We start from the raw sequence: 25,107 nt of genomic DNA on the forward strand, positions 1-25,107 counted from the left end.
CATGCGCCGATCCGGAGCCCGCATGACGAAGCCCGCAGCAGCCGAAACGCAGCCGACCGCAGCTTCCTACGTCCGCCCGGAGATCGCGGCGCTCTCGGGCTACGTCCCCGGCGAGCAGCCGAGCGACCCGCGGGTCATCAAGCTCAACACCAACGAGAACCCCTATCCGCCGCCGCCGTCGGTGCGCGAGGCGATCGCCGAGGCCTGCGAGCGTCTGCACCTCTACCCGGACCCGACGGCGCGCCCGCTGCGCGAGAAGGCGGGGGAGCTGTGGGGCGTCGACCCCGACGGCGTGGTCATCGGCAACGGCTCGGACGAGCTGCTGTCGCTGCTCATGCGGACGGTCGTCGCGCCGGGAGACGCGGTCGCGTACGCGACGCCGACGTACTCGCTCTACAGGACGCTGGTCGCGATCCAGGGCGGCCGCAGCGTCGAGATCCCGTACGGTCCGGACTACGCGGTGCCGCAGGAGCTCTTCCGCGTCGACGCGCGCATGATCCTGGTGTGCAACCCGAACGCGCCCTCGGGCACCGTCGTGTCGACCCGCGAGCTCGAGAAGCTCGCGCGCGCCCGCCGCGACCTGCTGCTGGTGGTCGACGAGGCCTACGTCGACTTCGCCGACGACGGCGTCACCTGGATCGCGAACGGCGAGCCCAACGTCGTCGTGCTGCGCACGCTCTCGAAGTCGTACTCGCTCGCCGGGCTGCGGCTCGGCATCGCGGTGACGACGCCCGAGCTCGCGCGCCAGCTCAACAAGGTCAAGGACTCGTACAACGTGAGCCGGCTCGCGCAGGCGGGGGCGCTCGCGGCGCTGAGCGACCAGGCGACGATGCGCGCGCACGTGGCGCGGGTGCGGGCGACGCGCGCGCGTCTCACGGCCGAGCTCGAGAAGCTGGGCTTTTCGGTGCTGCCGTCGCAGACCAACTTCGTGCTCGCGCGACGTCCGGGCGAGGCTGCGCTGCCGATCGCCGAGGCGCTGCGCGAGCGCGGCATCCTGGTGCGCTACTTCGCCGAGCTGCCGGACGCGCTGCGCATCACGGTCGGCACGGACGCGGAAATCGACCGCCTGCTCGAGGAGCTGGCGCAGCTTCGCTGAGACCGCGGGCTCTGCGGCGCCGCGGGTTCTGCCGAGCCGGCGTCGGCCGGGCGCGTCGCCTGGCGTCGGACGGGTAGGGCGGCTCGTCGCTCGTGACGAGCCTTCTGGGATCCGCGGCCCCCGAGATCCGTCCGTCGGGACGGACGCTCGAGCTCAGTTCGTCGGGATCGGGACGACCTCGATGTCGAGCGGGATGTCGTCCGCCGCTTCCTCGTCGGCGTCGGCGTCCGGGGTCTGCTCGGCGGCCGGTGCGCCCGGGCTCGCGCTCGCGTCGGGCGTCGGCGTGGGCTGCGCCTCGAGGAAGTCCGAGCGCTTCTTGTCGACGCGCTGGAAGACGTAGTCCTGCAGCACGTAGACCATCGGGCTGCCCTCGACGTTCGCGTAGAGCGTCTTGCTCTCGCCCTCGCCGGCGCGCGCGACGCGGATCGTGCCGATGTCGCCGTCCGCCTTGCGCACGCGGATCGTCAGGATCGGCTGGTCGAGCCCGAACTCGGGCTTCGGGCCGTCCTCGCTCGCGATGCTCTGGCCCTTCAAGCCGCGCAGGTCGTCGACCAGACGGCTCGCGACGAACTCCTTGACCTTGGCGTCGCCGGCGTCGGCGACCGTCCACTTGTCGTCCTTCTTCTCGAGCGTGAAGCCCTCGCCGTCCTGGCGCTCGACGGCGACCTGGGTCGCCTGGTCCTTGTCGAACTCGAGCACCGTCTTGTCGAGGAAGTCCTCGGTCGTCTTGCTGACCGTCGAGAAGACGTGCGAGCCGACGACGTAGACGGTGTCGGCCGCGTTGCTCTGGACGAAGATCTCGCGCTTCGAGGGCTCGTCGGTGGCGCCGCCCACGAGCAGGGATTTCTTGGTCTTGTCGGGTCCGACCACGAGCTCGACCGTGACCCGCGGCGGCGTCAGGTTGTACTTGGCGTCGGGCGGCGAGCCGGCGTCGTCGACGAAGCCGGTGGCGCGCAGCGAGCGCAGCGAGGAGAGCAGGCTGCGCACCTGAGCCGCGTCCGCCTTGCGCTCGGGCTCGCCGGCGAGCATCCACTCCGCGCCCTGCTTGCGCAGCACGATGGGCTCGGGCTCGGGGCCGGTGATCGTGATCTCCTGAACGTCGGCGTCGGCGAACTCGAGCACCGTCTTGTCGCGGACGTCGGAGACCTCCTTCTGCATGCCGATGCGCACCGTCTCGGTGGTGAGCAGGACGGCGGGCTCGTCGTTGCGCTGCGCGTAGGCGGAGAAGCCGATCGGCGTCTTCTTGCCGAGCTCGACCTTCGCGGTCTTGCCGTCGGCGAGCGTCAGCACGACGGTGGTCTCCGGCGGATCGAGGCCGTAGAGCTTCAGATCGCTCGGATTCTCCTCGACCGTCTTCTTGACCTCACCGTCGGCCAGCGCGCGGATCAGGTTGTCGACCGTGACCGCGTCCGCGTTGGTCGAGAGCGGCGCGGTGAGCTTCCACTTGCCGTCGACCTTCTCGAGGTCGAGCGTGCCCTTGGGCGACTCGATGTGGATCTTCGTCACCGCGTTGCGGTCGACGTCGAGGAGCTTGGTCGCCTTCTCCTCGGCCTCCATCTTCGGGCGCTCGACCCAGTACACGTAGGCGCCGAGCGCGGCGACGATCAGTGCGAGGATGATCGTGTTGCGAAAGCGCATGATGCCGCGCAAGCGAGGCTCAGAGCGTGGACCGTCTCCACCAGACCGCGAGGCCGGCGATCAGCAGCAGCTCGGGCAGGATGAGCACCGAGAGGTAGAAGATCGCGGTCGCCTGCTCCTCGCTGAACTGCACGCGCGACGCGCGGACGGTGCGCGGCCGGATCGACAGCAGCTCCTCCTGGCTCGCGAGCCAGCCGAAGGAGTTGAGGAACAGGTCGCGGTTGTAGAGCGAGTTGATGTTCTTGTTGTCGGCGAAGCCGGCCGTGCCGTAGACGACGAGGCGCGCCTCGCCTTCGCCCATGCCGAGCTGCTTCAGGTCGGCGGTGACCGCGACGCCGATCGACACGGGCCCCTTGACGTCCGCCTCCTCGAGGACGGCGATCTGCTGCTCGAAGAGCGACGTGAGGTCGGTCTCCGCCCAGCTCGAGCTGCTGGTCTTGGCGATCGACACCACCGTGAGCCCGGGCTTGGTGTCGCCCTCGCTCACGCTGCGGGTCATCGGGAAGACCGTGCGCTCCTTGAGATCCTTGGTGATCGGGTGCGCGCCGTACGAGCTGACGATCGGGTTCAGACCCAGCTGCGGACCCTGGAAGAGGCGAACCACCTGATCGACGATGACGTCGTTTCCGAGCTTGACGCCGAACTCCGCGAGCAGCGGCGCGAGCTGGTCGCCGGAGCGCGGCGGCAGCATGAAGATCGCCTTGCCGCCCTTCTTGAGGAACTCGGAGATCGCGTCGATCTGCTGCTGCAGCAGCGGACGCTCGGGAGCGGCCAGCGCGAGGATCGTGCAGTCCTCGGGCACCTTGCCCTCCTGCACGAGCAGCAGCTTCTTGACCTCGTAGTTCTCGTTGACCAGCGCTTCGCGCGCGAACGCGAAGCCCCGCGCGCTCTGCTGGTCGTCGATGTCGGGCTCGCCCTCACCCTCGACGAAGCAAACGGTCTGCTTGGTCTGCTTCGTCACCTTGATGAGCGCGTTGGTGATCGACTCCTCGCTCGGCTGCGAGACGGTCGTCGCCTGATCGCCGTACGCGACGCGCACCGTGCGGTACGCGCGCACGCCGTACTTCTCGGTGAGCTCCGGCTGCTTGTCGGGATCGATCAGCGTCGTCTTCACGCGCGGCGACGCGTAGGAGAAGCTCTCGAGCAGGGCCTCGACCTCGGGATCGTGTCCGCCCTCGAGGAACGCCTGCAGCTCGACGTCCTGCTGCAGGCTGTCGAGCACGCTCTGCGCTTGCGGCGAGAGCGTGAAGACGCCGGACTCGGTCAGGTCGTAGCGCTTGTTGTAGCGCACCCCGAGCCAGTTGACGCCGACCAGCAGCGCGATGAACAGCGCCGAGTACACCACCATGTTGGTGCCGTACTTGGTCGAGCGCGCGCTCAGCAGCTTGCCGAGGTCCTTGAAGCTGCTGAACAGGAAGATCAGCAGCAGGACCCCGCCGAGCACGAGGTGCAGCAGCGTGTAGGCCTCGAGCCGTCCCGTGAAGAAGAACGAGACGCCTCCGAAGAAGAGGAGGATCAGGCCGACGATGCCCAGGAGCGATTGCGAACGTCGCATGCCGGTTCCCGCTCAGCGCCAGCGGATGGACTCGACGGACCGCTGGGTGAGGAACATCCAGCCCACGATCATCGTCGCGAAGTAGACCAGGGTCTTGGTGTCGATGACGCCCTTGATCATGTCCGCGAAGTGCTCGGTGACCGAGATGTAGCGCAGCACCGCGCCGAGGGTCTCGCCGGCGCTGTCGGCGGGCCACGCGATGACGAAGAGCAGGAGCAACATGACCAGCCCGGTCACCGCGGCGATGATCTGATTCTCGGTCAGCGACGACGCGAACATCCCGACGGTGACGAACGTGATCGCGAGCAGCAGCAGCCCGATGTAGCCCGACACCATGATGCCGAGCTCGGGGTTGCCGTAGACGGCGAGGATCACGCCGTAGATCGCGGTCAGCCCGACCATCACGACGATGAAGCACGCCGCGCCGAGGAACTTGCCGACGACGATCTCCCAGGTGGCGACGGGCGAGGTGAGCAGCAGCTCGTACGTTCCGGCCCGCTTCTCCTCGGCGAAGCTCCGCATGGTGATCATCGGCACGAGGATGACGAGCACCACCGAGAGGTTGTGCAGCAGCGGCGCGATCACGAACTCGTTGACGTTCAGACGCGCGATCGCTTCGGCGCCGCCCTGGAAGCTCGAGTACATCGTGACCAGGAAGTTGAAGCGCGCCAGCAGGTTGAAGAAGAACCACCCGCCGAGCAGCAGGAACCCGGTCATCACGACGTAGGCGATCGGCGAGACGAAGATCGAGCGCAGCTCTCGCCCGGCAATCGTCAAGATGTTGCGCACGCTCAGACCCTTGCTTCGGCTTCGGCCAACGCGTGCGCGGCCCGCTCCTCCGCCGCCGCGTCACCGCTGATGTGACGCAGGAAGACCTCTTCGAGCGACGCGTCGCGCGTCAAGTTCGCGATCGTGTCCTCGCACGCGATGCGGCCGGCGTTGATGATCACGACCTTGTCGCAGACCTGCGCGACCTCGGGGAGGATGTGCGTCGACAGGATCACCGTGCGGTTGCCCGACAGCGTCTTGATCAGGCTGCGAATCTCGATGATCTGCCGCGGGTCGAGGCCGATGGTGGGCTCGTCGAGGACGAGCACCTCCGGATCGTGGACCAGCGCCTGAGCGAGGCCAGCGCGCTGCTTGTAACCCTTCGACAGGTGCGACAGCAGACGGCCCGCCACGTCGCTGAGACCGGTGCGCTCGATCACCTCGTCGCATGCGCTGCGCACGCGCGAGCGCGGAACGCCCTTCAGCTTGGCGACGAACGTGAGGTACGAACGCACCGTCATGTCGGGATAGAGCGGTGGGTTCTCCGGCAGGTAGCCGATGCGGCGTCGCACCTCCGCGGATTGCGTGAAGATGTCGAAGCCTGCGATGCGCGCCGTGCCGCTCGACGGGGGCAAGTAGCCCGTGAGCATGCGCATCGTGGTGGTCTTCCCGGCGCCGTTCGGGCCCAGGAACCCGAGGACCTGACCGCGCTCCGCCGAGAACGAGATCCCCTTCACAACCTCCCGATCACCGTAGCGCTTGGCGAGCTCGTGAACTTCGATCATTCGCGTCTTGGACGATCCTCGGGACGTCGGAATTCGGCGCGATACCTAGTGACCATCGGAAAAGTTGTCAAGGTAAACGACCTTGCGTAGCGCGCGTTTTCGAGCTTCGTGCGCAGACAAGTACAGAGTCCCTTCGCGTTTCGTGCCGACGTGACATCACTCGAGGCCGTTGGTACGTCTGCTGAGATGTCGTCGGGGACGACGCCAGAGCGAATCTGGCTGGTCGATGGTAGCGGGATCGTCTTTCGGGCTTTCCATGCCCTGCCGACCCTGGCGACGCGTCGTGGCCTGCCGACGGGCGCGGCCTACGGCTTCACCAGCATGCTCGCGAAGCTGCTGCGCGAAGAAAAGGCGACGCACATCGCGGTCGTGTTCGACGCGCCCGGCAAGACGTTTCGCAGCGAAGCGTACGCCGATTACAAGGCGACGCGCCCCGGAATGCCGAGCGAGCTCGCGCCGCAGATTCCCTACATTCGACGCGTCGTCGAGGCGCTCGGCATCCGCGTGATCGAAATTCCGGGCGTCGAGGCGGACGACGTCATCGGGACGCTGACCGCGCGCGCAGTCGCGCTCGGCGTCGACGTGCGCATCGTCACGAGCGACAAGGACATGATGCAGCTCGTCGGCCCGCACGTGACGCTCGTCGACACCATGCACGATCGCACGTTCGGCGTCGAGGAGGTGCGCGCGCGCTTCGGTGTCGAGCCGTCGCAGGTCGTCGAGGTGATGGCCCTGATGGGCGACAGCATCGACAACATCCCCGGCGTCAAGGGCATCGGCGAGAAGACGGCGAGCCGTCTGATCTCGCACTACGGCTCGATCGACGAGATGTACCGCCGCCTCGACGAGATCGAGACGCTCGGTCTGCGCGGCGCAAAGCGCGTGCGCACGATTCTCGAGGAGGGCGAGGAGTCGGCGCGCGCGAGCCGCTTCCTCGCGACGATCCGCAGCGATCTGCCGATCGAGCTCGACATCGAGTCGCTCGCGCGCGGCGAGGCCGACACCGCCGAGCTCAAGCGGCTCGCGACCGAGCTGGAGTTCACCAACCTGCTGAAGGAGTTCATCGGCGAGCCGGCTCCCGCGAAGGCCACGCGGCGCACCGAGAGCGCGCGTCCGGAGGAGGTCGAGCGCATGCTCGGGGCTCCCGGCTGCGTCGCGGTGGCGATCACGGACGTCGCCGCCGCGTCGGCGCAGGGCGAGCTGCAGCTCTCGCCGCCACGGCGTCTGGTCGCGATCGCGAGCGCCGAGGACGACCGCGTGCTGCTCGCCGAGGCGATCCCGCCGGGCGTCCGCGAGCTGCTCGCGCGCAGCCGCAGCGGCTGCACGCTGGTCGTCGACGACCTGAAGGCGCTGCTGCACCTGCTCGGTCTCGACGAGCGCATGGACGCCGCCAACCCCGAGGCCGACGTCTGCGACGTGCCGCTCGCGTCCTACGTGCTCGATCCGTCGCGACGCGCGCACTCGATCGAGGCGCTCGCCAACGATCGGCTGAACCGCACGCTGCCCAAGCCGGGCGACAGCGACGCCTCGACGCGCGCCGCGGAGCTCGCGAGCGCCATGCTCGAGCTCGGTCCGATGCTGATGGCGGAGCTCGAGGCGAGCGGTCTCGCGAAGCTCTATCGCGACCTCGAGCTGCCGCTCGCGCGCGTGCTCGCGGTGATGGAGGCGCGCGGGATCGCCGTCGATCGCGAGGCGCTCGAGCAGGCGGGGCGCGACTTCCGCGCGGCCGCAGAGGCGCTCGAGGCGGAGATCTTCGCGGCGGCGGGCGGTCCGTTCAATCTCGGCTCGCCGGCGCAGCTGCGCGAGGTCCTGTTCAACAAGCTCAACCTCCCCACCAAGGGCGTCAAGCGCGGAAAAACCGGGCTGTCGGTCGACGCCGACGTGCTGAACAAGCTCGCCGAGGTGCACCCGATCGCCGCGAAGATCGTCGAGCACCGCGCGCTGACGAAGCTCATCTCGACGTACGTCGTCGGGCTCGGCGCGCTGATCGATCCCAAGACCGGAAGGCTTCGCACCTCGTTCAACCAGACGGTCGCCGCGACCGGCCGGCTGTCGTCGAGCGAGCCGAATCTGCAGAACATCCCGGTGCGCACCGCCGAGGGACGAAGGATCCGCGCCGCGTTCGTCGCCGCGCCCGGCATGCGGCTCCTGTCCGCCGACTACTCGCAGATCGAGCTGCGCGTGCTCGCGCACCTCACGCAGGATCCCGTGCTGCTCGATGCGTTCCGCAAGGGCGAGGACATCCACCGGCGCACGGCGGCCGAGGTGCTCGGCGTCGCGCCCGAGGACGTCACGCCCGAGATGCGCCGGCAGGCGAAGGTGATCAACTTCGGCATCATCTATGGCATGGGTCCGCAGCGACTGTCGCGCGAGCTCGGGATCCCGTTCGCCGAGGCCGAGGCGTACATCCGGCGCTACTTCGAGCGCTACGCGAGCGTGCGCGCGTTCGCCGATCGCGTGGTCGCGGACGGGCGCCGCGACGGCTACGTCTCGACGCTGATCGGCCGGCGGCGCTACCTGCCGGACCTGAACTCGCGCGAGCCGAACATTCGCCAGGCCGCAGAGCGCATGGCGTGGAACAGCCCGATCCAGGGCACCGCGGCCGACGTGATCAAGCTCGCGATGCTGTCGGTCGAGCGCGAGATCGAGCGCACCGGCAGCGGAGCGCGCATGCTGCTGCAAGTGCACGACGAGCTTTTGTTCGAGGTGCCGGAAGGCGAGGTGGACGAGGCGGGACGTCTCGTGCGCCGCTGCATGGAATCGGTCGTCGAGCTCGCCGTGCCGCTCGTGGTCGAGCTCAAGTCCGGCCCCAACTGGGCTGCGCTGCAATGAATTTCCCCGTCGGAAGGTCCGTCTAGTGTCGGTGGAGCGTTCGGAGTGGGACCTCGTCCGCCTAGCCGGCAGCGGCGACAAGGAAGCGTTTCGCGAGCTCGTCGAGCGCTACCAGCGCCGCGTGCTGGCGGTGGTCATGGGCATGCTCCACGACCGCGAAGCGGCGCTCGAGGTCACGCAGGAAACCTTCATCAAGGCGTTCCGCTCGATCGGCCGCTTCAAGGGCGATGCAAGCTTCTACACCTGGATCTACCGCATCGCGGTCAACCTCGCGATCGATCATCAACGGCGCGAGTGGCGTCGTCCGCTCGCCGAGTCGACACGAAACAACAACAACAGCGAGTCGCCGCCGGAGGACATTCTGGAGCGCGTTCGCGACCAGAATCCGCGCGGTGATCCCTTCGAAGCAACCAAGGACGCAGAGCTACGCGAGCGCGTTCGCCAAGCGATCGACGAGTTGACCCCAGATCACAGAGCCGTGATATTACTGCGAGAGTTGGAAGGTTTGTCGTACGAGGAGATCAGCCGGGTGATGCAGTGCTCCAAGGGAACGGTGATGAGCCGGCTGCACTACGCCCGCAAGAAGCTGCAGGCCCGCCTCAAGGAGTTCATGTGAATTGTCGCGAGGCGGAACGGCTGATCGACACCTTCTTCGACGGCGAGCTCGACGGCCGCTCGATGCGCGACGCGGCGCTGCACATCACGCGCTGCAAGCGCTGTGAAGCCGAGCTCAACGACCGCGAGCGACTGCAGGAGCTGCTCGCCAAGGCGATCGACGAGGAGATCGCCGACGTCGACCTGAGCCGCATCTGGGCCGCGGTCGAGCCGGCGATCGATCGCATGCCGCGCGTGCGCTGGGCGAACGGCGTGGGCTTGCGTCTCGCCGCGACGAGCGCGCGCGTGCGCGGCCTCGTGCTCGGACGGCGCGACGACGCGCGGGACTACGACGACGCGCCGGAGCTGCGCTCGCCGAGCTGGGCCGCGGACCAGGGAGGCGGTCGCGTCTGGCGCTGGTCGCTCGCCGGCGGCACCGCGCTCGCGGCGTCGGTGCTGCTCGCGCTCGCGCTGCTGCCCGGCTCGCGCGAAGGCGAGCAGGGCGCCCCGCGGCTCGCGACGGTGAACCCGCCGGCGTCCGCGGTCGCGCGCAGCTCGACGGCGCCGCAGCCGAACGCGCTCGCGAACGACCTGCCGTTCGCGCTCGCGAGCTCCAGGGACGTGCGCGCTTCGCGCTCGTCGGGCAAGCAGGTCCAGGTCGAGTCGGTGAACTTCCCGCGCAGCTCCGTCGCGATGTGGAGCGAGCCGTCGAGCGACACGACCGTCATCTGGATCGAGGACGAGGAGCTGGCTGCCGGGGCACGATGAGCCGGTCGTCCAGGTGCACTCGATGACGCCGATGCCCGAGCCTCGTCCCGACACGCTCACGACCCTCTCCGGCAGCGGCGCCACTCCGCCAACGCATGAGCAACGTCGCGCGCGGGGAGCGATCGCACCGCGTGTCCGCGTCGCCGGCGCGCTGACGGTCGCGGCGCTGCTCGGGACGCTCGCCGCCGAGGCCGCGGCGCAGGAGCGCGTCTCGCTCGAGGTCGGCACCGTGCTCGCGACCAACTCGCGCGAGCACTTCGACGCGCAGCTCGCGGGCATGCGCGACCAGCTGCAGCGGCTGTTCCGCTACAGCTCGTACGAGCTCGTCAAGCAGGAGCAGAGCGACGTAAGCTGCGGCAAGCCCGCGACCTTCGACATCCCGGGCGGGCGGCGTCTGCGCGTGATGCCGAAGCAAGCGCGCGGCGGGCGCGTGTCGCTCAACCTCGCGCTGATGAAGGACAGCCACGTCCTGATGAACACCGACCTGACGCTCGGCAAGCGCGGGCTGATCATGGTCGGTGGGCCGCGCTACGAGAACGGGACGCTGATCATCTGGATCGGCGCGCGGCGCATGCCCGACGCGAGCGCCGTTCCGCCGGCGCTCGAGGTGCAGGGTCCGGCGGCGGCTGCTACGCAGCAGGCGGGTCCGCAGCCCGCAGGAGCGGTGACGGAATCGGTCGAATGATCCCCGAGCTTTCTTGGCAGACGTTGCTCGACGGCGTGCGCGACGCGTGGAGCGCGCTCGGGAGCGCCGTCGCGCCGGAGGGCGTCTTCACGCGCGACGCGCTCGAGCGTCTGGTGCGCCTCAGCTATCCGGTCGCGCCGTTCAACCGTCCCGAGCTGCTGGCGCCGATCCTCGGTCTCGCCGGCGTGCTTCTGAGCTTGGTGCTCGCCGGCGTCGCGGTGTCGTCGCTGCTGAGCATGGTCGCGGCGCTCCTCGCGCTCGGGCTTCTGCTGACGCGCTTCTTTGGCGTCACGCTCGAGCTCGGCGGCGCGGTCGCCAGCTGATCCGCCGGCGCCGCGCGCGCCGCTCGTCGCTCAGAGCTCCCGCAGCTCGCGGCGTTACGGCCGCTGCTGCTTCATCGCCTCGGCGAGGATCCGCGCCGTGCTCTCGCGCATGATGCGCGGGTCGACGGGCCGACCCTCGATCAGCGCCTTGCGCACGTCCTTGCCGGAGATCGACACCGGCTTCTCGTCCGGGTGGTTCTCGGTCAGGTCGACGCGCCCGATCGACTCGTAGTACGCGGCGAAGCCGACCTTGAGCGGCTTGATCTTCAGGTCGCCGGCGAGGTTCGAGAAGATCTCCTGCGCGTCGAAGTCGCCCCAGATCGCGGTGCCGTCGTGGAAGGGCGCGTCGGCGTGCTTGCGGCCGATGATGATGTCGGTGAAGCCGAAGTTCTGCCGGTAGATGGCGTGCATCACCGCTTCCTTCGGGCCGCCGTAGAACATCTTGATGTCGAGTCCGAGGAGGATGACGCGGTCGGGCACGGACTCGCCGCGCGGACCCCACAGCGCCGGGTCGCTGTCGCCCTCGCCGAGGCCGCGCTGCGTGATCAGCGCCTCGTACGTCGCCATGCGGACGTCGGCCTTGACGTCGTCGCCCTTGGTCTCGCCGATCAGCGGGTTCAGGCAGGCGCCCGCGTTGTAGCCGGCGCGGATCAGCGTCTCGAGGCCGTAGACCAGCGCGTACTCGTGCGCGCGGTGCAGCGGGTTGCGCGTCTGGAACGCGACCACGCGCTCCCAGCCCTTCTCCGCGAGGAGCTTGCGGACCTCGCGCGGCGGCAGGACGTACTTGCCGAGCACCGGGTGCTTCGGCTGCGGCAGCACCTCGATGCGGCCGCCGATCAGGTGCGTCTTGTCGGCGTCGCCCTTCAGCACCATGTCGGCGCCAGGGTGATCGTGGCGCGGCGTCCCGTACACCTTCTCGAGATATTTTTGCTTGTCCCAGGGGAAGACGTCGCTGACCTCGACGACCGCGACCACCTCGCCGCGGCTGTTCTCGAGCGCCACCTTCTCGCCGCGCTCGATCTGCGCTGCGAGCTTCGCGTCGACCGGGAAGGAGAGGGGGATCGTCCAGGCGTAGCGCTGGCCGCCGCGCTCGATGTAGGCGTGGTCGAGGACCTGGTGGTACTCGGCCTCGCCCATCGGACCGGTGAGCGGGCTCAGCACGCCGTCGCCGAGCCGGTAGACCGTCGACAGATCGGCGTCCGACACGGGCACGCGACGAAGCTTCGCGGCGTCGGCCCGGAACGCATCGATGCGCTCGGGCGCGACCATGCAGGAAACGGGCTCGGTGAGCCCGCCGTGAGGCGGGATGAGATCAGCCATCGACGAAGACCCTCTGACGTGAAGTGGATTCGCTGCGCGGCTGGCGCACCGGCGCGCGGGCGTCAGCGGACTGCGGGACTCTGGGTCAATACCGGCTGCGCCGGAGGCGGGCAACCACGCGGACACGCTGCGCTCCGCTCGGGCGCGCGCTCGTCCCACGTGGCGCCGTCGGCGGCGAGCCGCAGCGCTCGGGCGACGTCGTCGGCGGGGCCGATGGCCGCGAGCCAGCGGCAGCACGCGAGCGCCGCGAGCGTTCCCGCGAGCGCGCGCTGCGCGACCTCCGCGGCGCCGCGCTCGGCCTGCGGCGTCGCCGTGACCGCGGCGGAGGCGAGGCAGGCGAGGCAGCCGTGGCCGCGTGGCAGCAGCACGACCTCGAGCGCGCCGCCGCCGTCGCGCACGGCGATGCTGCCGAGCCGCGGCGCGCCCGCGGGCAAGCAAGCCGACGCACCCGCAGACGAGGACGCCGGCTCGCGCGCGTCGTCCGCCGAGAACGCGAGCACGACGTCGTAGGTCTCGAGCGACGCGGGCGGCTCGTCGAGCAGCCGCACCTGCGCGTCCGGGCTGCGCTCGGCGAGCGGGGCGAGCGCCAGGGCGCCGGCGTCGGCATCCGGATCCGGTCGCGAGCGGGAGGCGCTCGCCAGGCGATCGATCCGCCCCACGCCGGCGCCGGCGAGGTAGCTCAGCGCCGCGTCGGCGGCGACGCCGTCGCCCAGCGCGAGGACGCTTGCCGCGAGCAGCCGCCGCTGTCCGACGCCGCCGAGCTCACGCAGCAGGATCTGCCGGCTGTAGAGCTCGATCTGTTCGTCGGTGAGGCTCACTGCCCCGGCGCCAGGCGTACGTCCGGATCGCGCGCACGGCGCCCGCGCAGGTCCTCGATGCGCGGCGCGCGGTCGCGCCAGCCCTGCCAGAGGTTCGTGCTCAGATACTTGTCGCCGAAGTCGGGGAAGATGGTGACGATCTCGCCGCGCTCGAGCGTGCGCGCGAGCTTCAGCGCGGCCCAGCACGCGGCCCCCGACGACTGCCCGACGAGGATGCCTTCCTCGCGGCCGATCCGGTAGACCATGTCGTAGGCCTCGTCGGTCGGCGCCGGAATCTTCGCGTCGAGCTGCTCGCGGTGGTAGATCCCCGGCACGATCGAGCTCGCCATGTGCTTGAGCCCTTCGAGGCCGTGGAAGGCGTCGTCCGGCTCGACCTCCACCACCTGGATCGCGGGATTGCGCTCCTTCAGGTAGCGGCCCGTCCCCATCACGGTGCCGCTCGTGCCGATCGTCGCGACGAGGTGCGTGACGCGCCCCTCGGTCTGCTGCCAGATCTCGGGACCGGTGGTCTCGTAGTGGGCGAGGGGGTTCGCCTCGTTGTTGTACTGGTCGGGCTTGAAGTAGCGCTCGGGGTCCTCCGCGATCAGCTTGCGGCACAGCCGGATGGCGCCGTCGGAGCCCTCGAGCGGGTCGCTGAGGGTGATCTTCGCCCCGTACGCCTCCATGATGCGCCGCCGCTCGACGCTCGCGTTCGCGGGCAGCACCAGCTCGACCGGGTAGCCGAGCGCCGCACCGAGCATCGCGAGCGCGATGCCGGTGTTGCCGGAGGTCGAGTCGATGATCGTCTTGCCCGGACGCAGCTCGCCGCTCTCGAGACCCTTCTGGATCATGCGGAGAGCGGGACGGTCCTTGACCGAGCCACCCGGGTTGAAGCCCTCGAGCTTCGCCCAGATGGTGACGCCGGGCGGGATGTCCGCCGCCACGCGCGTCAAGCGCAGAAGCGGCGTCTTACCGATCAGCTTGGCGACGTCAGTGGCACGAAGCGGCTGCCGGGCGCCAGGCGCGAGCGCCGCATCGCTCAGACCCGACCTCCCGCGATCGCCGGGACGATCGAGATCTCGTCGCCGTCCTTCACCTTGGTGTCGAGCTGTTGCAGGAAGCGGATGTCGTCGCCGTTGACGTACAGGTTGACGAAGCGACGGACGCGCCCCTGCTCGTCGCAGATGCGCTCGCGGATGCCGGGGTAGCGCCGCTCGAGGTCGTCGACGAGCGCGCCCACGGTCGCGCCGTTACCGCTCACCGATTCGGATCCCGCGGTGAACTTGCGGAGCGGTGTCGGCACTTTGACGGTCACAGGCATTTCCAAAAGCCTCCCTTCAATAGCGGTGGATATTGACGTTGGGGGTACGTCTGCGCAAGGGCGCGCTCACGCGGGCGTCGGGCTCGCGGGCTGGCCGAGCGCCGCGTCGCAGGCCGGGCAGCGCGGGTTCGGACGGAGCTCGAGGGTCCGCCAGCGCAGCCGCGTGCCGTCGAGGATTGCGAGCCGGTTCGCGAGCGCGGGTCGCTCCCCCGACGCGATCCGCGCCGCCTCCGCGGCCGCCATGAGTCCGACCGCGCCCACGACCGGCCCCAGGACGCCCGCCTGCTGGCAGGTCGGCATGTCGTCGTCGGACGGCAGCTCGGGGAACAGGCAGCGCAGGCAGGCGCTGCGGCCGGGCAGGATGGTCATCAGCTGGCCGTCGAGGCCGAGCGCGCCGGCGTGCACGAGCGGCGTGCCGAGCGCGAGCGCCGTCGCGTTGAGCAGCACCTTGCTCGTCAGGTTGTCGGTGCCGTCGACGATCACGTCGTGGCCGGCGAGGAGACGCTTCGCCGACGCTTCGTCGAGGCGCTCGTCGTGCGTCGCGACCTCGAGCCCGGGGTGCCGCGCGCGCAGCCGGCGCGCCGCAGCCTCGACCTTGCGGCTCCCGACGTCGCCCGTGCCGTAGAGCGGCTGGCGCGGCAGGTTCGATGACTCGACCACGTCCGCGTCGATCAGCGTCAGGCGGATCCCGCGGACCGCGGCGAGGGCGGCGGCCGCCGGCGCGCCGAGCCCACCGACGCCGACGATCACCACGCTGCCCGGGCTCACAGCGGCTGGGACGCGCTCGGGCGGGTGCGGCTTGGGGACAGCGGTTGCACGGGGCTCGCGACCGCGTTCGGCGACAGGCGCGCGCGCAGCGCCTGCACGGCCGCGCCGGCGCGCGGCTGCGTCGGGTGCGGCGGAGGCGCGCTCGTCGCACCTTCCCCGCCGCCGTTCGCGCCCTGCGCTTCCGCGAAGGCCGCGTCGGCGAGCTTGGCGAGGTCCTCGTCGCCGGTCGCGCGCGCGTCGGCGGCGATCAGCGCGATCGCCTCGCGCGCGGCGTCGGTCTCGGGATACGTCGCGAGCAGCGTCGCGACGCGCGTGCGACCCGCCGCGTGGTTGCCCTTCTTCAGGTAGAACTCGGCGACGTAGAGCTCGCGCGCCGCCAGGTGCTCGCGCACCTCGCGCAGCTCCTCGCGCGCGCGGTTCGCGTACTCCGACTCCGGGTAGCGGAGGATCACGCTCTCGAAGCGCGCGTGCGCGTTCGCGGCCGCGTTGAGGTCGCGGTCGATGGTGTCCATCTGCGCCATGTACGCCTTGCCGATGTTGAACTCGACCTCCGGCAGACGCGGGCTCGTCGGATGCATGCGCTGGAAGTCGGAGAAGGCGGCGATCGCCTCGGCGTAGGAGCCGTCCGCGAAGTGCGCCTCCGCGATGCGCAGCTCGACTTCCTCGGCACGCGGATCGAGCGGGTAGTGGTCGAGCAGATACTTGTAGGTCGCGATCGAGATTCCGTAGTTGCCGTCGACGAAATCTTGCGTCGCCTGACGGTAGAGCTCGTCGGGCGGAGCGACCTGGACCTTGCTACCTCCGCACGCCGTCGCCGCCCCGAGGGCGAGCGCGCACAGCACGCGCGAAACGTCTCGCTTTGGAGAGGGTCGGCGCATGCGCTAGACGGTAGTGAATGCCTCGCGGCCCAGTCAAACAGCCGGTCGTCGCCGGGCTGACGGGCGGCGAGCTGCTCGGCATGTGGTCGAACACGCGCATGGTCGTGTTCGCCGCGATGTCGGCTTCGCTGTACGCCGCGATCCTGATTCCGTTCAAGGTGATCCCGCTGATCCCCGGGATCACCGAGCTGCGTCCCGCGAACGCGGTGCCGGTGATCTGCTCGTTCTTGTTCGGTCCCGCGGCCGGCTGGGGCGCGGCGATCGGCAACGCGATCGGCGACACGTTCGGCGGGCTCGGACCGGGCGACCTGTTCGGCTTCGTCGGCAACTTGCTCTACGGTCTCGCGCCGTACCGGGTCTGGCGCGCGCTCGGCGGCGGACGGCCGCTACCGGTGGACGCCGCCGGCTGGGCGCGCTTCTTCGTCAGCGTGCTCGCCGGCGCGGCGCTGTGCGCGCTCGTCGTCGGCTGGGGACTCAACCTGCTCGGCTTCGTGCCGTTCCCCGTGCTGGGCAACGTCGTGCTGCTGAACAACCTGCTCGCCGCCGGGATCCTCGCGCCGCTCGTGCTGCGGCAGATCTACCCGCGCGTCGAGCGCGCGCGACTGCTGTTCGACGACGTGCTCGAGGTGCGGCCGCCCGGACGGGTCCGCACGACTCTTGGCTTGACGCTGCTGTTCGTCGGCGCCTGCGGCGGGCTCGTCGCCGGCAACCTCGCGGCGACCGGCGCGTGGCAGCCGCCGTGGGTCGAGCCCAGCGGCTCGCCGACGCTCGCGCCCGAGGTCGGCTTCGGGGTCGCACCGTTCGTCGCGCTCGCCGCGCTCGGTCTCCTGCTCCTGTGACGGCTGCCGCACCGCCGCAACCCGTACCGGCGCCGCCAGGCGAGCCTCTGCTCGAGCTGCGTTCCGTCACCTGCCGCTATCCGGACGCGAGCGCGCCGGCGCTCGCCGACGTCGACTTCACGCTGCGCGCCGGCGAGATCGTCGCGGTCATGGGACACAGCGGCGCCGGCAAGTCGACGCTGCTCAAGTGCTTGACGGGGATCGTGCCGCGCTTCGAGCACGCCGAGGTGACCGGCGAGCGACGCGCCTTCGCCGAACCTCTCGACCACCTTCGTCCGGGCGATCTCGCCGGACGCGTCGGCATGGTCTTCCAGGACTTCGAAGCGCAGATCTTCTCGACCAACGTCGCGCTCGAGGTCGGCTTCGCGCCGCAGCAGCTCGGCCTGCCGCGCGCCGAGATCGCCAGGCGCACCGAGCGCGCGCTCGAGCGCGTCGGGCTCGCGGGCTTCGACGCGCGCGATCCGGCGACCTTGTCCGGCGGCGAGAAGCAGCGTCTCGCGCTGGCCGGCATCCTGGCGCTCGAGCCGCGGGTCGTGCTGCTCGACGAGCCGATCACCGACATCGACCCGGAGGGCAGGCGGCGCGTGCTCGAGCTGCTGCGCGCGCTGCGCGACGAGGGCGTCGGCGTGCTGATCGTCGAGCACGACGTGCTCGCGGCGCAGGAGGCCGACCGCCTGGTGCTGCTCGCGGAGGGACGCGTGCGGGCGGACGGGCCGAGCGCCGATCTCCTGCGCGACACGGAGCTGATCGCGGCCTGCGGCGTCAGGCCGCGCGACCTCGACGTGCTCGCGCTGCGGCTCGGGATCACCGCCCCGCTGCGCGACGTCGACGAGGCGGCGGACGTCCTGCGGCGCGCGGGCTTCGTCGCGCACGCGACCCCCGACGCGCAGATACCGCACGCGCAGGCGTCGACGTCGTCCGCCGACCCGCGCGCAGAGCGCTCGCCGACCCGCGCGGAGCAGGACGAGCCGCCGCTCCTCGAGCTGCGCGACGTGTCCTTCCGCTACGGCGACGACGCCCTCGCGCTCGACGGCGTCTCGCTGCGGATCCGTGCGGGCGAGATGGTCGCGCTCGTCGGCCAGAACGGCTCGGGCAAGACGACGCTCGCGAAGCACCTGATCGGGCTGCTGCACCCCTCGCAGGGCGCGGTGCTGCTCGAGGGCAGGGACACGCGCGGGCTGTCGCTCGGCGACGTCGCGCGCCGCGTCGGCTTCGTCTTCCAGAACCCGGACCACCAGCTGTTCTCGGCGTCGGTCGCCGAGGAGGTCGCGTACGGCCCGCGCCACCTGTCGCTCACGCCAGAGGAGCTTCGGGCGCGCGTCGAGCGCGCGCTCGCGGTGTGCGGGCTCGCCGACCGTCGCGACGACGATCCCTTCTTGCTGCGCAAGGGCGAGCGGCAGCGCCTCGCGGTCGCGTCGGTGCTGGCGATCGAGCCGCGCGTGCTGATCCTCGACGAGCCGACGACCGGCCTCGACTGGCGCGAGCAGCTCGCGATCCTCGAGCTGCTGCACGAGCTCAACCGCGCCAGGGTGACGATCGTCGTGATCTCGCACTCGCCGTGGCTCGTCGCCGAGCACGCGCAGCGGGTCGTGCTGATGGCGCGCGGTCGCGTGCTGTTCGACGGTCCGGTGCACGAGCTGCTGCGCGCCGAGGAGGCGCTGCGCGCGGGCTCGTTCGTGCTGCCGGATGCGTCGCTGCTCGGGCTGCGCTTCGGCGTCGCGGCGCGCTCGGTCGACGAGCTGGCGGCGGCGCTCGCGCGTCGGGGGACGCGGCCGTGACCTCGTCGCTCTTTCTCGACCGCGGCAGCGCCCTGCACGGCGTGCACCCGCTCACCAAGCTGTTCGCCGCGGCCGCGTTCTTCGTCGCCGTGTTCTCGCTCGAGCACCCGCTCGCGATCGCGCCGTACGTCGCGGTGCTGCTCGCCGCGGCCGCCGTCGCGCGCGCGACGCCGAACCTCGTGCGGCTGCGCCTCCTGCTGATCGCGATCCCGCTCGGGACGGTGCTCGTGTGGACGTTCTTCTTCCGACAGAGCACCGCCGACCTCGTGTTCCGTCCGTCCGTCGAGGGCCTCGTGTTCGGTCTCGGGATGGGGCTCAAGCTGCTGAGCTTCCTGCTGATCAACGTGGTGCTGCTGTCGACCACGCGGGTCGAGGAGCTGACCTTCGCCTTCACGCGGCTCGGGCTGCCGTACCGCGTCGGCTTCGCGCTGACGCTCGCGTTTCGCCTGGTGCCGCTGTTCGCGGACTCCGCCGCGACCGTCCTGCAGGCGCAGCGTCTGCGCAGCCTGGGCGCCGAGGCGCGCGGCGTGCGCGCGCGTCTCCGCCGCACGGCGCCCGTGATCGTCCCGGTGTTCATGGGGGCGCTGCGGCGCGCGGATCAGATGGCGATCGCGCTCGACATGCGCGGCTTCAGCCTTCCGGGACGTCGCCAGCCGCTGCTCGAGCGCCGGGTCGGGCTCCCCGACCTGTTCGTCGCGCTGATCGCGATCGGCGCGCCGGCGAGCGCCTTCCTGATGCGCGCCGCGGGCTTCGGCCTCGTCGGTCGCTGAGGCGCCGGCCGTCTTGACACGTCCGGGGGGTTCCGTACCTACACGAGTCACGAGGTTGCGCGGGACATGACCAGGGGAGGCCTGCAGAGACGCCGCGTTGCGATCACTGGCTTGGGCGTGGTGAGCCCGCTGGGATGCGGAGTCGAGCAGAACTGGGAAGCTCTGATGGCGGGCCGCTCCGGCATCACCCGCATCACCCGCTTCCCCTGCGACGACTTCCCGACCAAGATCGCCGGCCAGGTGCCCGACTTCTCGCCCGAGCGGTACATCGAGAAGAAGGACCGCAAGAAGATGGACGTCTTCATCCAGTACGCGCTGGGTGCGGCGACCATGGCGATGGAGGAGTCGGGGCTGAAGATCACCGACGACAACGCGGGCCGCGTGGGCTGCATCGTCGGCGTCGGGATCGGCGGCCTCGAGTCAATCGAAGAAACACATTGCAGCTTCCTCGAGTCGGGTCTGCGGCGGCTGTCGCCGTTCTTCATCCCGAAGCTGATCGGCAACCTCGCGCCCGGCCAGATCTCGATGCGCTTCGGCGCGAAGGGCATCAACTACGCGCCGACCAGCGCGTGCGCGTCGGGCGCGCACGGGGTCGGTGAGGCGTTCCGCCTGATCCGCGACGGCTACCTCGACGCGGCGATCGCGGGCGGCGCCGAGGCCGCGGTGACGCCGCTCGGCGTCGGCGGCTTCAGCGTCATGCGCGCGCTGTCGACGCGCAACGACGAGCCCGAGCGCGCGAGCCGCCCGTTCGACCGCGACCGTGACGGCTTCGTGATCGGCGAGGGCGCGGCAATCCTGATCCTCGAGGAGATGGAGTCGGCGCTCCAGCGCGGCGCGCGGATCCACGCGGAGATCGTCGGCTACGGCGCGAACGCGGACGCGTACCACATCACGCAGCCGGCGCCCGAGGGCCGCGGCGCGGCGGAGTGCATGCGGCTCGCGCTCGAGGACGCCGGCGTCGAGCCGCACCAGGTGGGCTACGTCAACGCGCACGGCACCTCGACGGAGGCCAACGACGCCAACGAGACCACCGCGATCAAGAAGGTCTTCGGCGAGCACGCGGCGCGCCTCGCGGTGAGCTCGACGAAGTCGATGACCGGACACCTGCTCGGCGCGGCCGGCAGCCTCGAGGCCGTGTACACCGCGCTCGCGGTGCGCGAGCAGATGCTGCCGCCGACCATCAACTACGAAAACCCCGACCCGGCCTGCGACCTCGACTACGTCCCCAACCAGGCTCGGCGCGCGAGCTTCGAGGTCGCGATCTCGAACTCGTTCGGATTCGGCGGCACCAACGCGTGTCTCGTGTTCCGCCGGTTCGAGCCGAGCGGCGGCGGCGAGCGCTGACCGCCTCCGGACGCGAGCTGTCTCCCGGACGCCGCTCGATGAGCTTCTCCGATCTCTTGCGCCGGCAGCTCGTCTTCATCGTCGGCAAGGGCGGCGTCGGTCGCACGACGGTGACGCTCGGCATCGCGCTCGAGGCGGCGCGTCGCGGACAGCGCGTGCTCGCGGTAGAGCTCGAGGGCGCGCGCGGTCTCGAGGCGGCGCTCGCGGCGCAGCGCGCGTCGACGTCGCCCCCCGAGGGTCTCGACCGCATCGAGTACATGGCGATCGACGGACGGCGCGCGCTCGAGGAGTACCTGTCGCTGATCATCCCGGTGCGCCGCCTGCTGAAGACGGTGTTCTCGAGCAGCGTCTACCAGTACTTCGTGGCGGCGGCGCCCGGGCTGAAGGAGCTGATGACGGTCGGCAAGCTCTGGTACGAGGCCGACCGTCGCCGCGGCAAGGACGGCCAGCCGCACGAGCTCGTGCTGGTCGACGGTCCGGCGACGGGCCACAGCCTGCAGTACCTGCGCATGCCGCAGGCGGCGCTCGAGGCGTTCACGAGCGGGCTCGTGCACCGCGAGGCGGAGCGCGTCGTCGGTCTCTTGCGCGATCCCGAGGCGACCGCGGTCGTCGTGGTCACGCTGCCCGAGGAGATGCCGGCCAACGAGAGCTGCGACATGTACCGCGGCCTGAACGAGCTCGGCATGCACACCGCGCTGCTGGTCGTGAATCAGGTGCACACCGCGCCGTGCACGCGCGCCGAGCTCGAGGAGGTCGCGAGCCGGCTGCGTGCCGACGCGGTCGCGACGCGCGGCAAGCGGCGCGAGCGTGCCGAGCGCAAGGACGCCAAGGAGGGCAGGGACGGCAAGAGCGCCGGCCGCGACGCGCTGCTCGCCGAGATCCTGGCCCGCGCCGAGGAGGAGCTCGGCTGGTCGGAGATCAACGCCGCGCACCTCGAGCGTCTCGCCAAGGAGATCCCGGTGCCGACCGTCAAGCTGCCCTACATCTTCAACGAGGAGTTCGGCGCCGAGGAGGTCTGCCAGCTCGGCCGCGAGCTCTCGACGCAGCTCGACGCGACCGGCGCCGCGCGCCCCGCGCGCGCGAAGAGTCCGCGCTGAGGATCGCCGTGGTCGCCGCGCGCAGCACCGCCGAGCTCTCGCAGCTGGTCGAGCGTCACCGGATCATCGTGTGCGCGGGCTCGGGCGGCGTCGGCAAGACGACGACGGCCGCGGCGCTCGCGCTCTGGGGTGCGCTGTGCGGACGGCGCGCGATCGTGCTCACCATCGATCCGGCGCGACGGCTCGCCGACTCGCTGGGCGTCGGCCCGATCGGCAACACTCCGGTCGAGGTGCCGCGCGAGGTGCTGGCGAACCTCGGCCGCGAGGTGCGCGGCTCGCTGTCCGCGATGATGCTCGACCAGAAGGGGAGCTGGGACGAGCTCGTCGAGCGCCACGCGCCGAGCCCGGAGGTGCGCGAGCGCATCCTCGAGAACCGCTTCTACCGCCAGCTCTCGCAGAGCTTCGCGGGCTCGCAGGAGTACATGGCGGTCGAGCAGCTCGGCGAGCTCGAGGCGTCGGGACGCTACGACCTGATCGTCGTCGACACGCCGCCGACGCAGCACGCGCTCGACTTCCTGGAAGCGCCCGAGCGCCTGCTCGCGTTCCTCGACCGCAAGATCGTCAAGTGGTTCGTCAAGCCGTCGTTCTCCGCCGGCTGGTCGACGCTGCGCACGATGAATCGCACGGTCGGCTTCCTGCTGCACAAGATCGAGGACGCGACCGGCGTGTCGGCGCTCGCCGACGTGACCGACTTCTTCGGCGCGATGGGCGGGCTGTTCGAGGACTTCGAGCCGCGCGTGCAGCGCGTGACGCAGCTGCTGCGCCAGCCGGAGACGGCGTTCCTTCTCGTCGCCGGGCCGGACGAGCAGGTGCTCGACCAGGCGGAGTACCTCGCGGGGCAGATGGCGGCGCGCGGCATGCCGCTCAAGGGCGTGGTGATGAACCGCGTGCACCCGCTGGTCGTGCACGACGGCATCGCGGACTCGGTCGAGGCGGTGACCGCGCTGCTCGAGGAGGTGCTGAGCGGCGAGCCGCAGAAGAGCCCCGCTCCGCCGCTCGAGAGCACGCGGCGCTCGGGCAAGGCGCCCGCGCCGGCCGCGCGCCGCGCGTCGCTCGCCGAGCGTCTGGCGCGCAACTTCGTCGCCTACCAGACGCGCGCGCGCGGCGACGCGGTGCGGATGGAGATCTTCCGCCAGGCCCTGCCGCGCGGCGTGCCGCTGGTCCAGGTGCCGAACCTGACCGGCGACGTGCACGACCTCTCGGGTCTGCTGCTCCTGCACCCGCACCTGTTCGGCGCGCGCGCTTGACGCGCATGCGTATGTGCTTGACGGGCGCGCGCACGACCCCCGACGGGTGTGTCCGCGTGCTCGACGCACGCGACGCGCTCGGCTCTCAGCTCGCGATCGCCGTCGAATCGGACGCCGAGCCCGCGCCGCGCTCGGTCACCGGCTGCGCGACGATCCACTCGAACGTCCCGTACGCGCCGCACGCGCAGCGGTCGCGCCACTCGGCGCTCTCCCGTCCGCAGCGCCGGCAGGAGTAGGCGAACGGCCGATGGCTGCCGGTCGCGGCGCGCGCGAGCAGCGTCGCGGCCTCGCGGTCGTGACCGCGCGCCAGCGCCAGCTCGCCCGCGACGAGGTCGCGCTCGGGCGTGACGTCGATGCCCTCGGCGCGATAGGTCGGCGTGTCCTTGACGATCTCCGCGAGCTCGGCCTCCGCCGCCGAATGTCGCCCGGTCGCGACCAGGGTGCGGGCCAGCATGAGCCGGGGCGCGGCGAGACGGTTGCCCGCGCAGGCGTCGCGCAGGATCGGCAGCGAGCGCTCCGCCTGTCCGGTGCTCGCGTGCAGCGCGGTCAGGCGCTCGAGCAGGACGCCGCTCGGGTTGCGCCGGATGGCGTCGCGGTAGAGGCGCTCCGCGGCGCGCACGTCGCCCGCGGCGCGCGCGCGCTGGGCGAGGGCGACCACCGCCGGCAGGAAGTCGGGCGCTTCGCCGAGGATCCGGCGTAGCGCGTGTCCGCCGCCGGCGGCGTCGGCGTCGGCCGCGCGGTAGCGCATCGCGAGCAGCATCTCCTGCGCCTCGGCGCGCCGCAGCGGCTCGCGCTCGACGCTGACGAGGCGCTGCGCGCTCGCCGCCGCGTCGGCGAAGCGGCCTTCCGCGGCGAGCGCCGCGGTGAGATCGGCGAGCAGGCGAGGGCTGTCCGGCTCGAGGCGGACCGCCTCCTGCAGCCAGTCGATCGCCGCGCCCGCGTTGCCGCGGCGCATGGCGAGCAGCCCGAGCTGGTGCAGCAGCCGCGGCTCGCTGCCGAGCTGGCTGCGCGCCGATTCGAGCAGCCGACGCGCGGTCTCGAGCTCGCCGCGCGCCTCGTACGTCCGCGCGAGCGCCATCACGGCCTCGAGGTCGCGCGGGTGCCGCTCGACGTAGCGCTCGAGCCTGCGCGTCGCGGTGTCGAAGTCACCGGACCAGAGCCGCCGGTGTCCTTCGTCGCGCACCCGCAGCATGGATTGACGCTTGCGCTCGCGACGCTGCTCGCGCCAGCTCGACACGCTGCTCACGCTCGAGCGCAGCATGCCGCCGAGCAGCACCAGCGCCGCGCCGAGCGCCAGCGCGCCGAGCACCAAAGCCGCCATCGGCAGCTCGAGCGACGACTGCGGGCCCAGCAACAACGAGACGGTGTGCCCGTTGTGGTAGAACAGGTACCCGACACCCCCGCCGATCAATCCGACGAGGAGGGCTACGGCGAGGCGACGCAGCAGCGTCTACCTCGTGCTGTCGGCTTCGCGCGCGGCGGCCGCGGCGAGCTCGGTCGAGGACGCCGGCAGCGTGCGACGCGGTGCCTGCGCCCAGAGGCGTTCGAGATCGTAGAAGTCGCGCACGGGTGCATAGAACACGTGCACGACGACGTCGCCGAAGTCGAGCAGAACCCACTGGCCGTGGCGCAGCCCTTCGACGGCGAGCGGACGGTAGCCCGCCTTGCGGCAGACCTCTTCGACGTGCTCCGCGATCGCGCGGACCTGCGTGTCGGAGCGTCCCGAGACGATCACGAAGTAGTCCGCGAGCGAGGTGTGCTCGCGGACGTCGAGGATCGCGAGGTCGGCGCCCTTCTTGTCGAGCGCCGCTTCCGCGCAGAGCACGGCGCGCTCCCACGTGGCGTCCTTGCTCTGCTTGCGCGACGGGGATCGACTCACGACGAGGCGAAGACTCCCTTCCCGT

The 25,107-nt window shown here is 70.9% G+C and carries 24 protein-coding genes; 12 read left to right on the forward strand and 12 right to left on the reverse strand.

Features of this window, described 5'->3' with window-relative positions; translation table 11 throughout:
* Positions 1 to 22 precede the first annotated feature (22 nt).
* Positions 23 to 1,096 (forward strand): histidinol-phosphate transaminase, encoded by a 1,074-nt coding sequence (hisC, locus tag VIS07_19920; protein HEY8517783.1) that lies wholly within the window; start codon positions 23 to 25, stop codon positions 1,094 to 1,096.
* A gap of 153 nt (positions 1,097 to 1,249) precedes the next feature.
* On the opposite strand, the gene VIS07_19925 is transcribed toward hisC, so the two are convergent.
* From VIS07_19925 to VIS07_19940, 4 genes are read right to left on the reverse strand one after another with little or no spacing between them, the layout of a single operon-like run.
* The gene (locus VIS07_19925; protein ID HEY8517784.1) at positions 1,250 to 2,734 is read right to left on the reverse strand and encodes a DUF4340 domain-containing protein; all 1,485 of its coding nucleotides are present in this window, start codon (positions 2,732 to 2,734) and stop codon (positions 1,250 to 1,252) included.
* Positions 2,735 to 2,753: 19 nt separating this feature from the next.
* Positions 2,754 to 4,289 carry a Gldg family protein gene (locus tag VIS07_19930; GenBank protein HEY8517785.1) on the reverse strand — a complete coding sequence of 512 codons (1,536 nt, stop codon included), beginning with the start codon at positions 4,287 to 4,289 and terminating at the stop codon, positions 2,754 to 2,756.
* A gap of 12 nt (positions 4,290 to 4,301) precedes the next feature.
* Positions 4,302 to 5,078, reverse strand: a complete 777-nt coding sequence (locus VIS07_19935) for an ABC transporter permease subunit (protein ID HEY8517786.1) — start codon at positions 5,076 to 5,078, stop codon at positions 4,302 to 4,304.
* A gap of 2 nt (positions 5,079 to 5,080) precedes the next feature.
* Entirely contained in the window at positions 5,081 to 5,842 is a 762-nt protein-coding gene (locus VIS07_19940) for an ABC transporter ATP-binding protein (GenBank protein ID HEY8517787.1), read from the reverse strand.
* A 186-nt stretch (positions 5,843 to 6,028) separates the two neighbouring features.
* On the opposite strand from VIS07_19940, the gene polA reads away from it, so the two are divergent.
* The 5 genes from polA to VIS07_19965 are packed head-to-tail and all read left to right on the forward strand — an operon-like array spanning position 6,029 to position 11,044.
* A complete protein-coding gene (gene polA / locus VIS07_19945; GenBank protein HEY8517788.1) occupies positions 6,029 to 8,674 on the forward strand; it encodes a DNA polymerase I in 2,646 nt (881 codons plus the stop codon).
* A 25-nt stretch (positions 8,675 to 8,699) separates the two neighbouring features.
* Complete coding sequence (locus tag VIS07_19950; GenBank protein HEY8517789.1) at positions 8,700 to 9,290, forward strand: sigma-70 family RNA polymerase sigma factor; 591 nt, start codon at positions 8,700 to 8,702, stop codon at positions 9,288 to 9,290.
* Entirely contained in the window at positions 9,287 to 10,036 is a 750-nt protein-coding gene (locus tag VIS07_19955) for a zf-HC2 domain-containing protein (protein HEY8517790.1), read from the forward strand. The genes VIS07_19950 and VIS07_19955 overlap by 4 nt, the downstream gene beginning before the upstream one ends.
* 22 nt (positions 10,037 to 10,058) lie before the next feature.
* Entirely contained in the window at positions 10,059 to 10,721 is a 663-nt protein-coding gene (locus tag VIS07_19960; protein HEY8517791.1) for a hypothetical protein, read from the forward strand.
* Positions 10,718 to 11,044 (forward strand): hypothetical protein, encoded by a 327-nt coding sequence (locus VIS07_19965; GenBank protein HEY8517792.1) that lies wholly within the window; start codon positions 10,718 to 10,720, stop codon positions 11,042 to 11,044. Before VIS07_19960 ends, VIS07_19965 begins: the two co-directional genes overlap by 4 nt.
* A 54-nt stretch (positions 11,045 to 11,098) precedes the next feature.
* On the opposite strand, the gene VIS07_19970 is transcribed toward VIS07_19965, so the two are convergent.
* The 6 genes from VIS07_19970 to bamD form a co-directional block, all read right to left on the reverse strand.
* Positions 11,099 to 12,364 (reverse strand): sulfate adenylyltransferase, encoded by a 1,266-nt coding sequence (locus tag VIS07_19970; GenBank protein HEY8517793.1) that lies wholly within the window; start codon positions 12,362 to 12,364, stop codon positions 11,099 to 11,101.
* Between the two features lie 62 nt (positions 12,365 to 12,426).
* Positions 12,427 to 13,182 (reverse strand): hypothetical protein, encoded by a 756-nt coding sequence (locus VIS07_19975; GenBank protein ID HEY8517794.1) that lies wholly within the window; start codon positions 13,180 to 13,182, stop codon positions 12,427 to 12,429.
* Positions 13,179 to 14,204 carry a cysteine synthase gene (locus VIS07_19980; GenBank protein ID HEY8517795.1) on the reverse strand — a complete coding sequence of 342 codons (1,026 nt, stop codon included), beginning with the start codon at positions 14,202 to 14,204 and terminating at the stop codon, positions 13,179 to 13,181. The genes VIS07_19975 and VIS07_19980 overlap by 4 nt, the downstream gene beginning before the upstream one ends.
* Positions 14,201 to 14,482, reverse strand: coding sequence for a ubiquitin-like small modifier protein 1 (locus tag VIS07_19985; protein HEY8517796.1), 282 nt, complete (start codon positions 14,480 to 14,482; stop codon positions 14,201 to 14,203). Before VIS07_19985 ends, VIS07_19980 begins: the two co-directional genes overlap by 4 nt.
* Before the next feature lie 66 nt (positions 14,483 to 14,548).
* Positions 14,549 to 15,250 (reverse strand): HesA/MoeB/ThiF family protein, encoded by a 702-nt coding sequence (locus VIS07_19990; protein ID HEY8517797.1) that lies wholly within the window; start codon positions 15,248 to 15,250, stop codon positions 14,549 to 14,551.
* Entirely contained in the window at positions 15,247 to 16,092 is an 846-nt protein-coding gene (gene bamD, locus VIS07_19995) for an outer membrane protein assembly factor BamD (GenBank protein ID HEY8517798.1), read from the reverse strand. Before bamD ends, VIS07_19990 begins: the two co-directional genes overlap by 4 nt.
* 53 nt (positions 16,093 to 16,145) lie before the next feature.
* Between bamD and VIS07_20000 the strand changes: the two genes are divergently transcribed.
* The 6 genes from VIS07_20000 (at position 16,146) to VIS07_20025 (ending at position 23,203) form a co-directional block, all read left to right on the forward strand.
* Complete coding sequence (locus VIS07_20000; protein HEY8517799.1) at positions 16,146 to 16,967, forward strand: QueT transporter family protein; 822 nt, start codon at positions 16,146 to 16,148, stop codon at positions 16,965 to 16,967.
* The gene (locus tag VIS07_20005) at positions 16,964 to 18,745 is read left to right on the forward strand and encodes an energy-coupling factor transporter ATPase (protein HEY8517800.1); all 1,782 of its coding nucleotides are present in this window, start codon (positions 16,964 to 16,966) and stop codon (positions 18,743 to 18,745) included. The genes VIS07_20000 and VIS07_20005 overlap by 4 nt, the downstream gene beginning before the upstream one ends.
* Positions 18,742 to 19,515, forward strand: a complete 774-nt coding sequence (locus VIS07_20010) for an energy-coupling factor transporter transmembrane component T (protein ID HEY8517801.1) — start codon at positions 18,742 to 18,744, stop codon at positions 19,513 to 19,515. Before VIS07_20005 ends, VIS07_20010 begins: the two co-directional genes overlap by 4 nt.
* Positions 19,516 to 19,581: 66 nt before the next feature.
* Complete coding sequence (gene fabF, locus VIS07_20015) at positions 19,582 to 20,859, forward strand: beta-ketoacyl-ACP synthase II (protein ID HEY8517802.1); 1,278 nt, start codon at positions 19,582 to 19,584, stop codon at positions 20,857 to 20,859.
* Positions 20,860 to 20,897: 38 nt separating this feature from the next.
* The gene (locus VIS07_20020) at positions 20,898 to 21,956 is read left to right on the forward strand and encodes an ArsA family ATPase (protein ID HEY8517803.1); all 1,059 of its coding nucleotides are present in this window, start codon (positions 20,898 to 20,900) and stop codon (positions 21,954 to 21,956) included.
* A gap of 8 nt (positions 21,957 to 21,964) precedes the next feature.
* Complete coding sequence (locus tag VIS07_20025) at positions 21,965 to 23,203, forward strand: ArsA-related P-loop ATPase (protein ID HEY8517804.1); 1,239 nt, start codon at positions 21,965 to 21,967, stop codon at positions 23,201 to 23,203.
* An 85-nt stretch (positions 23,204 to 23,288) separates the two neighbouring features.
* Here VIS07_20025 and VIS07_20030 read toward each other — a convergent pair whose 3' ends face one another.
* Positions 23,289 to 24,614, reverse strand: a complete 1,326-nt coding sequence (locus VIS07_20030) for a tetratricopeptide repeat protein (protein ID HEY8517805.1) — start codon at positions 24,612 to 24,614, stop codon at positions 23,289 to 23,291.
* A gap of 39 nt (positions 24,615 to 24,653) precedes the next feature.
* The gene (gene rsfS, locus VIS07_20035) at positions 24,654 to 25,082 is read right to left on the reverse strand and encodes a ribosome silencing factor (protein HEY8517806.1); all 429 of its coding nucleotides are present in this window, start codon (positions 25,080 to 25,082) and stop codon (positions 24,654 to 24,656) included.
* Between the last annotated feature and the right edge of the window lie 25 nt (positions 25,083 to 25,107).

Source organism: Candidatus Binatia bacterium (genome assembly GCA_036563615.1).
In the GTDB taxonomy this organism is placed as follows: Bacteria; Desulfobacterota; Binatia; order UBA12015; family UBA12015; genus DATCMB01.

Coding starts and splice junctions, on each gene's coding strand:
- hisC (HEY8517783.1), top strand. CDS start 23: ATGACGAAGCCCGCAGCAGCCGAAACGCAGCCGACCGCAGCTTCCTAC.
- VIS07_19925 (HEY8517784.1), bottom strand. CDS start 2,734: ATGCGCTTTCGCAACACGATCATCCTCGCACTGATCGTCGCCGCGCTC.
- VIS07_19930 (HEY8517785.1), bottom strand. CDS start 4,289: ATGCGACGTTCGCAATCGCTCCTGGGCATCGTCGGCCTGATCCTCCTC.
- VIS07_19940 (HEY8517787.1), bottom strand. CDS start 5,842: ATGATCGAAGTTCACGAGCTCGCCAAGCGCTACGGTGATCGGGAGGTT.
- polA (HEY8517788.1), top strand. CDS start 6,029: ATGTCGTCGGGGACGACGCCAGAGCGAATCTGGCTGGTCGATGGTAGC.
- VIS07_19960 (HEY8517791.1), top strand. CDS start 10,059: ATGACGCCGATGCCCGAGCCTCGTCCCGACACGCTCACGACCCTCTCC.
- VIS07_19965 (HEY8517792.1), top strand. CDS start 10,718: ATGATCCCCGAGCTTTCTTGGCAGACGTTGCTCGACGGCGTGCGCGAC.
- VIS07_19970 (HEY8517793.1), bottom strand. CDS start 12,364: ATGGCTGATCTCATCCCGCCTCACGGCGGGCTCACCGAGCCCGTTTCC.
- VIS07_19985 (HEY8517796.1), bottom strand. CDS start 14,482: ATGCCTGTGACCGTCAAAGTGCCGACACCGCTCCGCAAGTTCACCGCG.
- VIS07_20000 (HEY8517799.1), top strand. CDS start 16,146: ATGCCTCGCGGCCCAGTCAAACAGCCGGTCGTCGCCGGGCTGACGGGC.
- fabF (HEY8517802.1), top strand. CDS start 19,582: ATGACCAGGGGAGGCCTGCAGAGACGCCGCGTTGCGATCACTGGCTTG.
- VIS07_20020 (HEY8517803.1), top strand. CDS start 20,898: ATGAGCTTCTCCGATCTCTTGCGCCGGCAGCTCGTCTTCATCGTCGGC.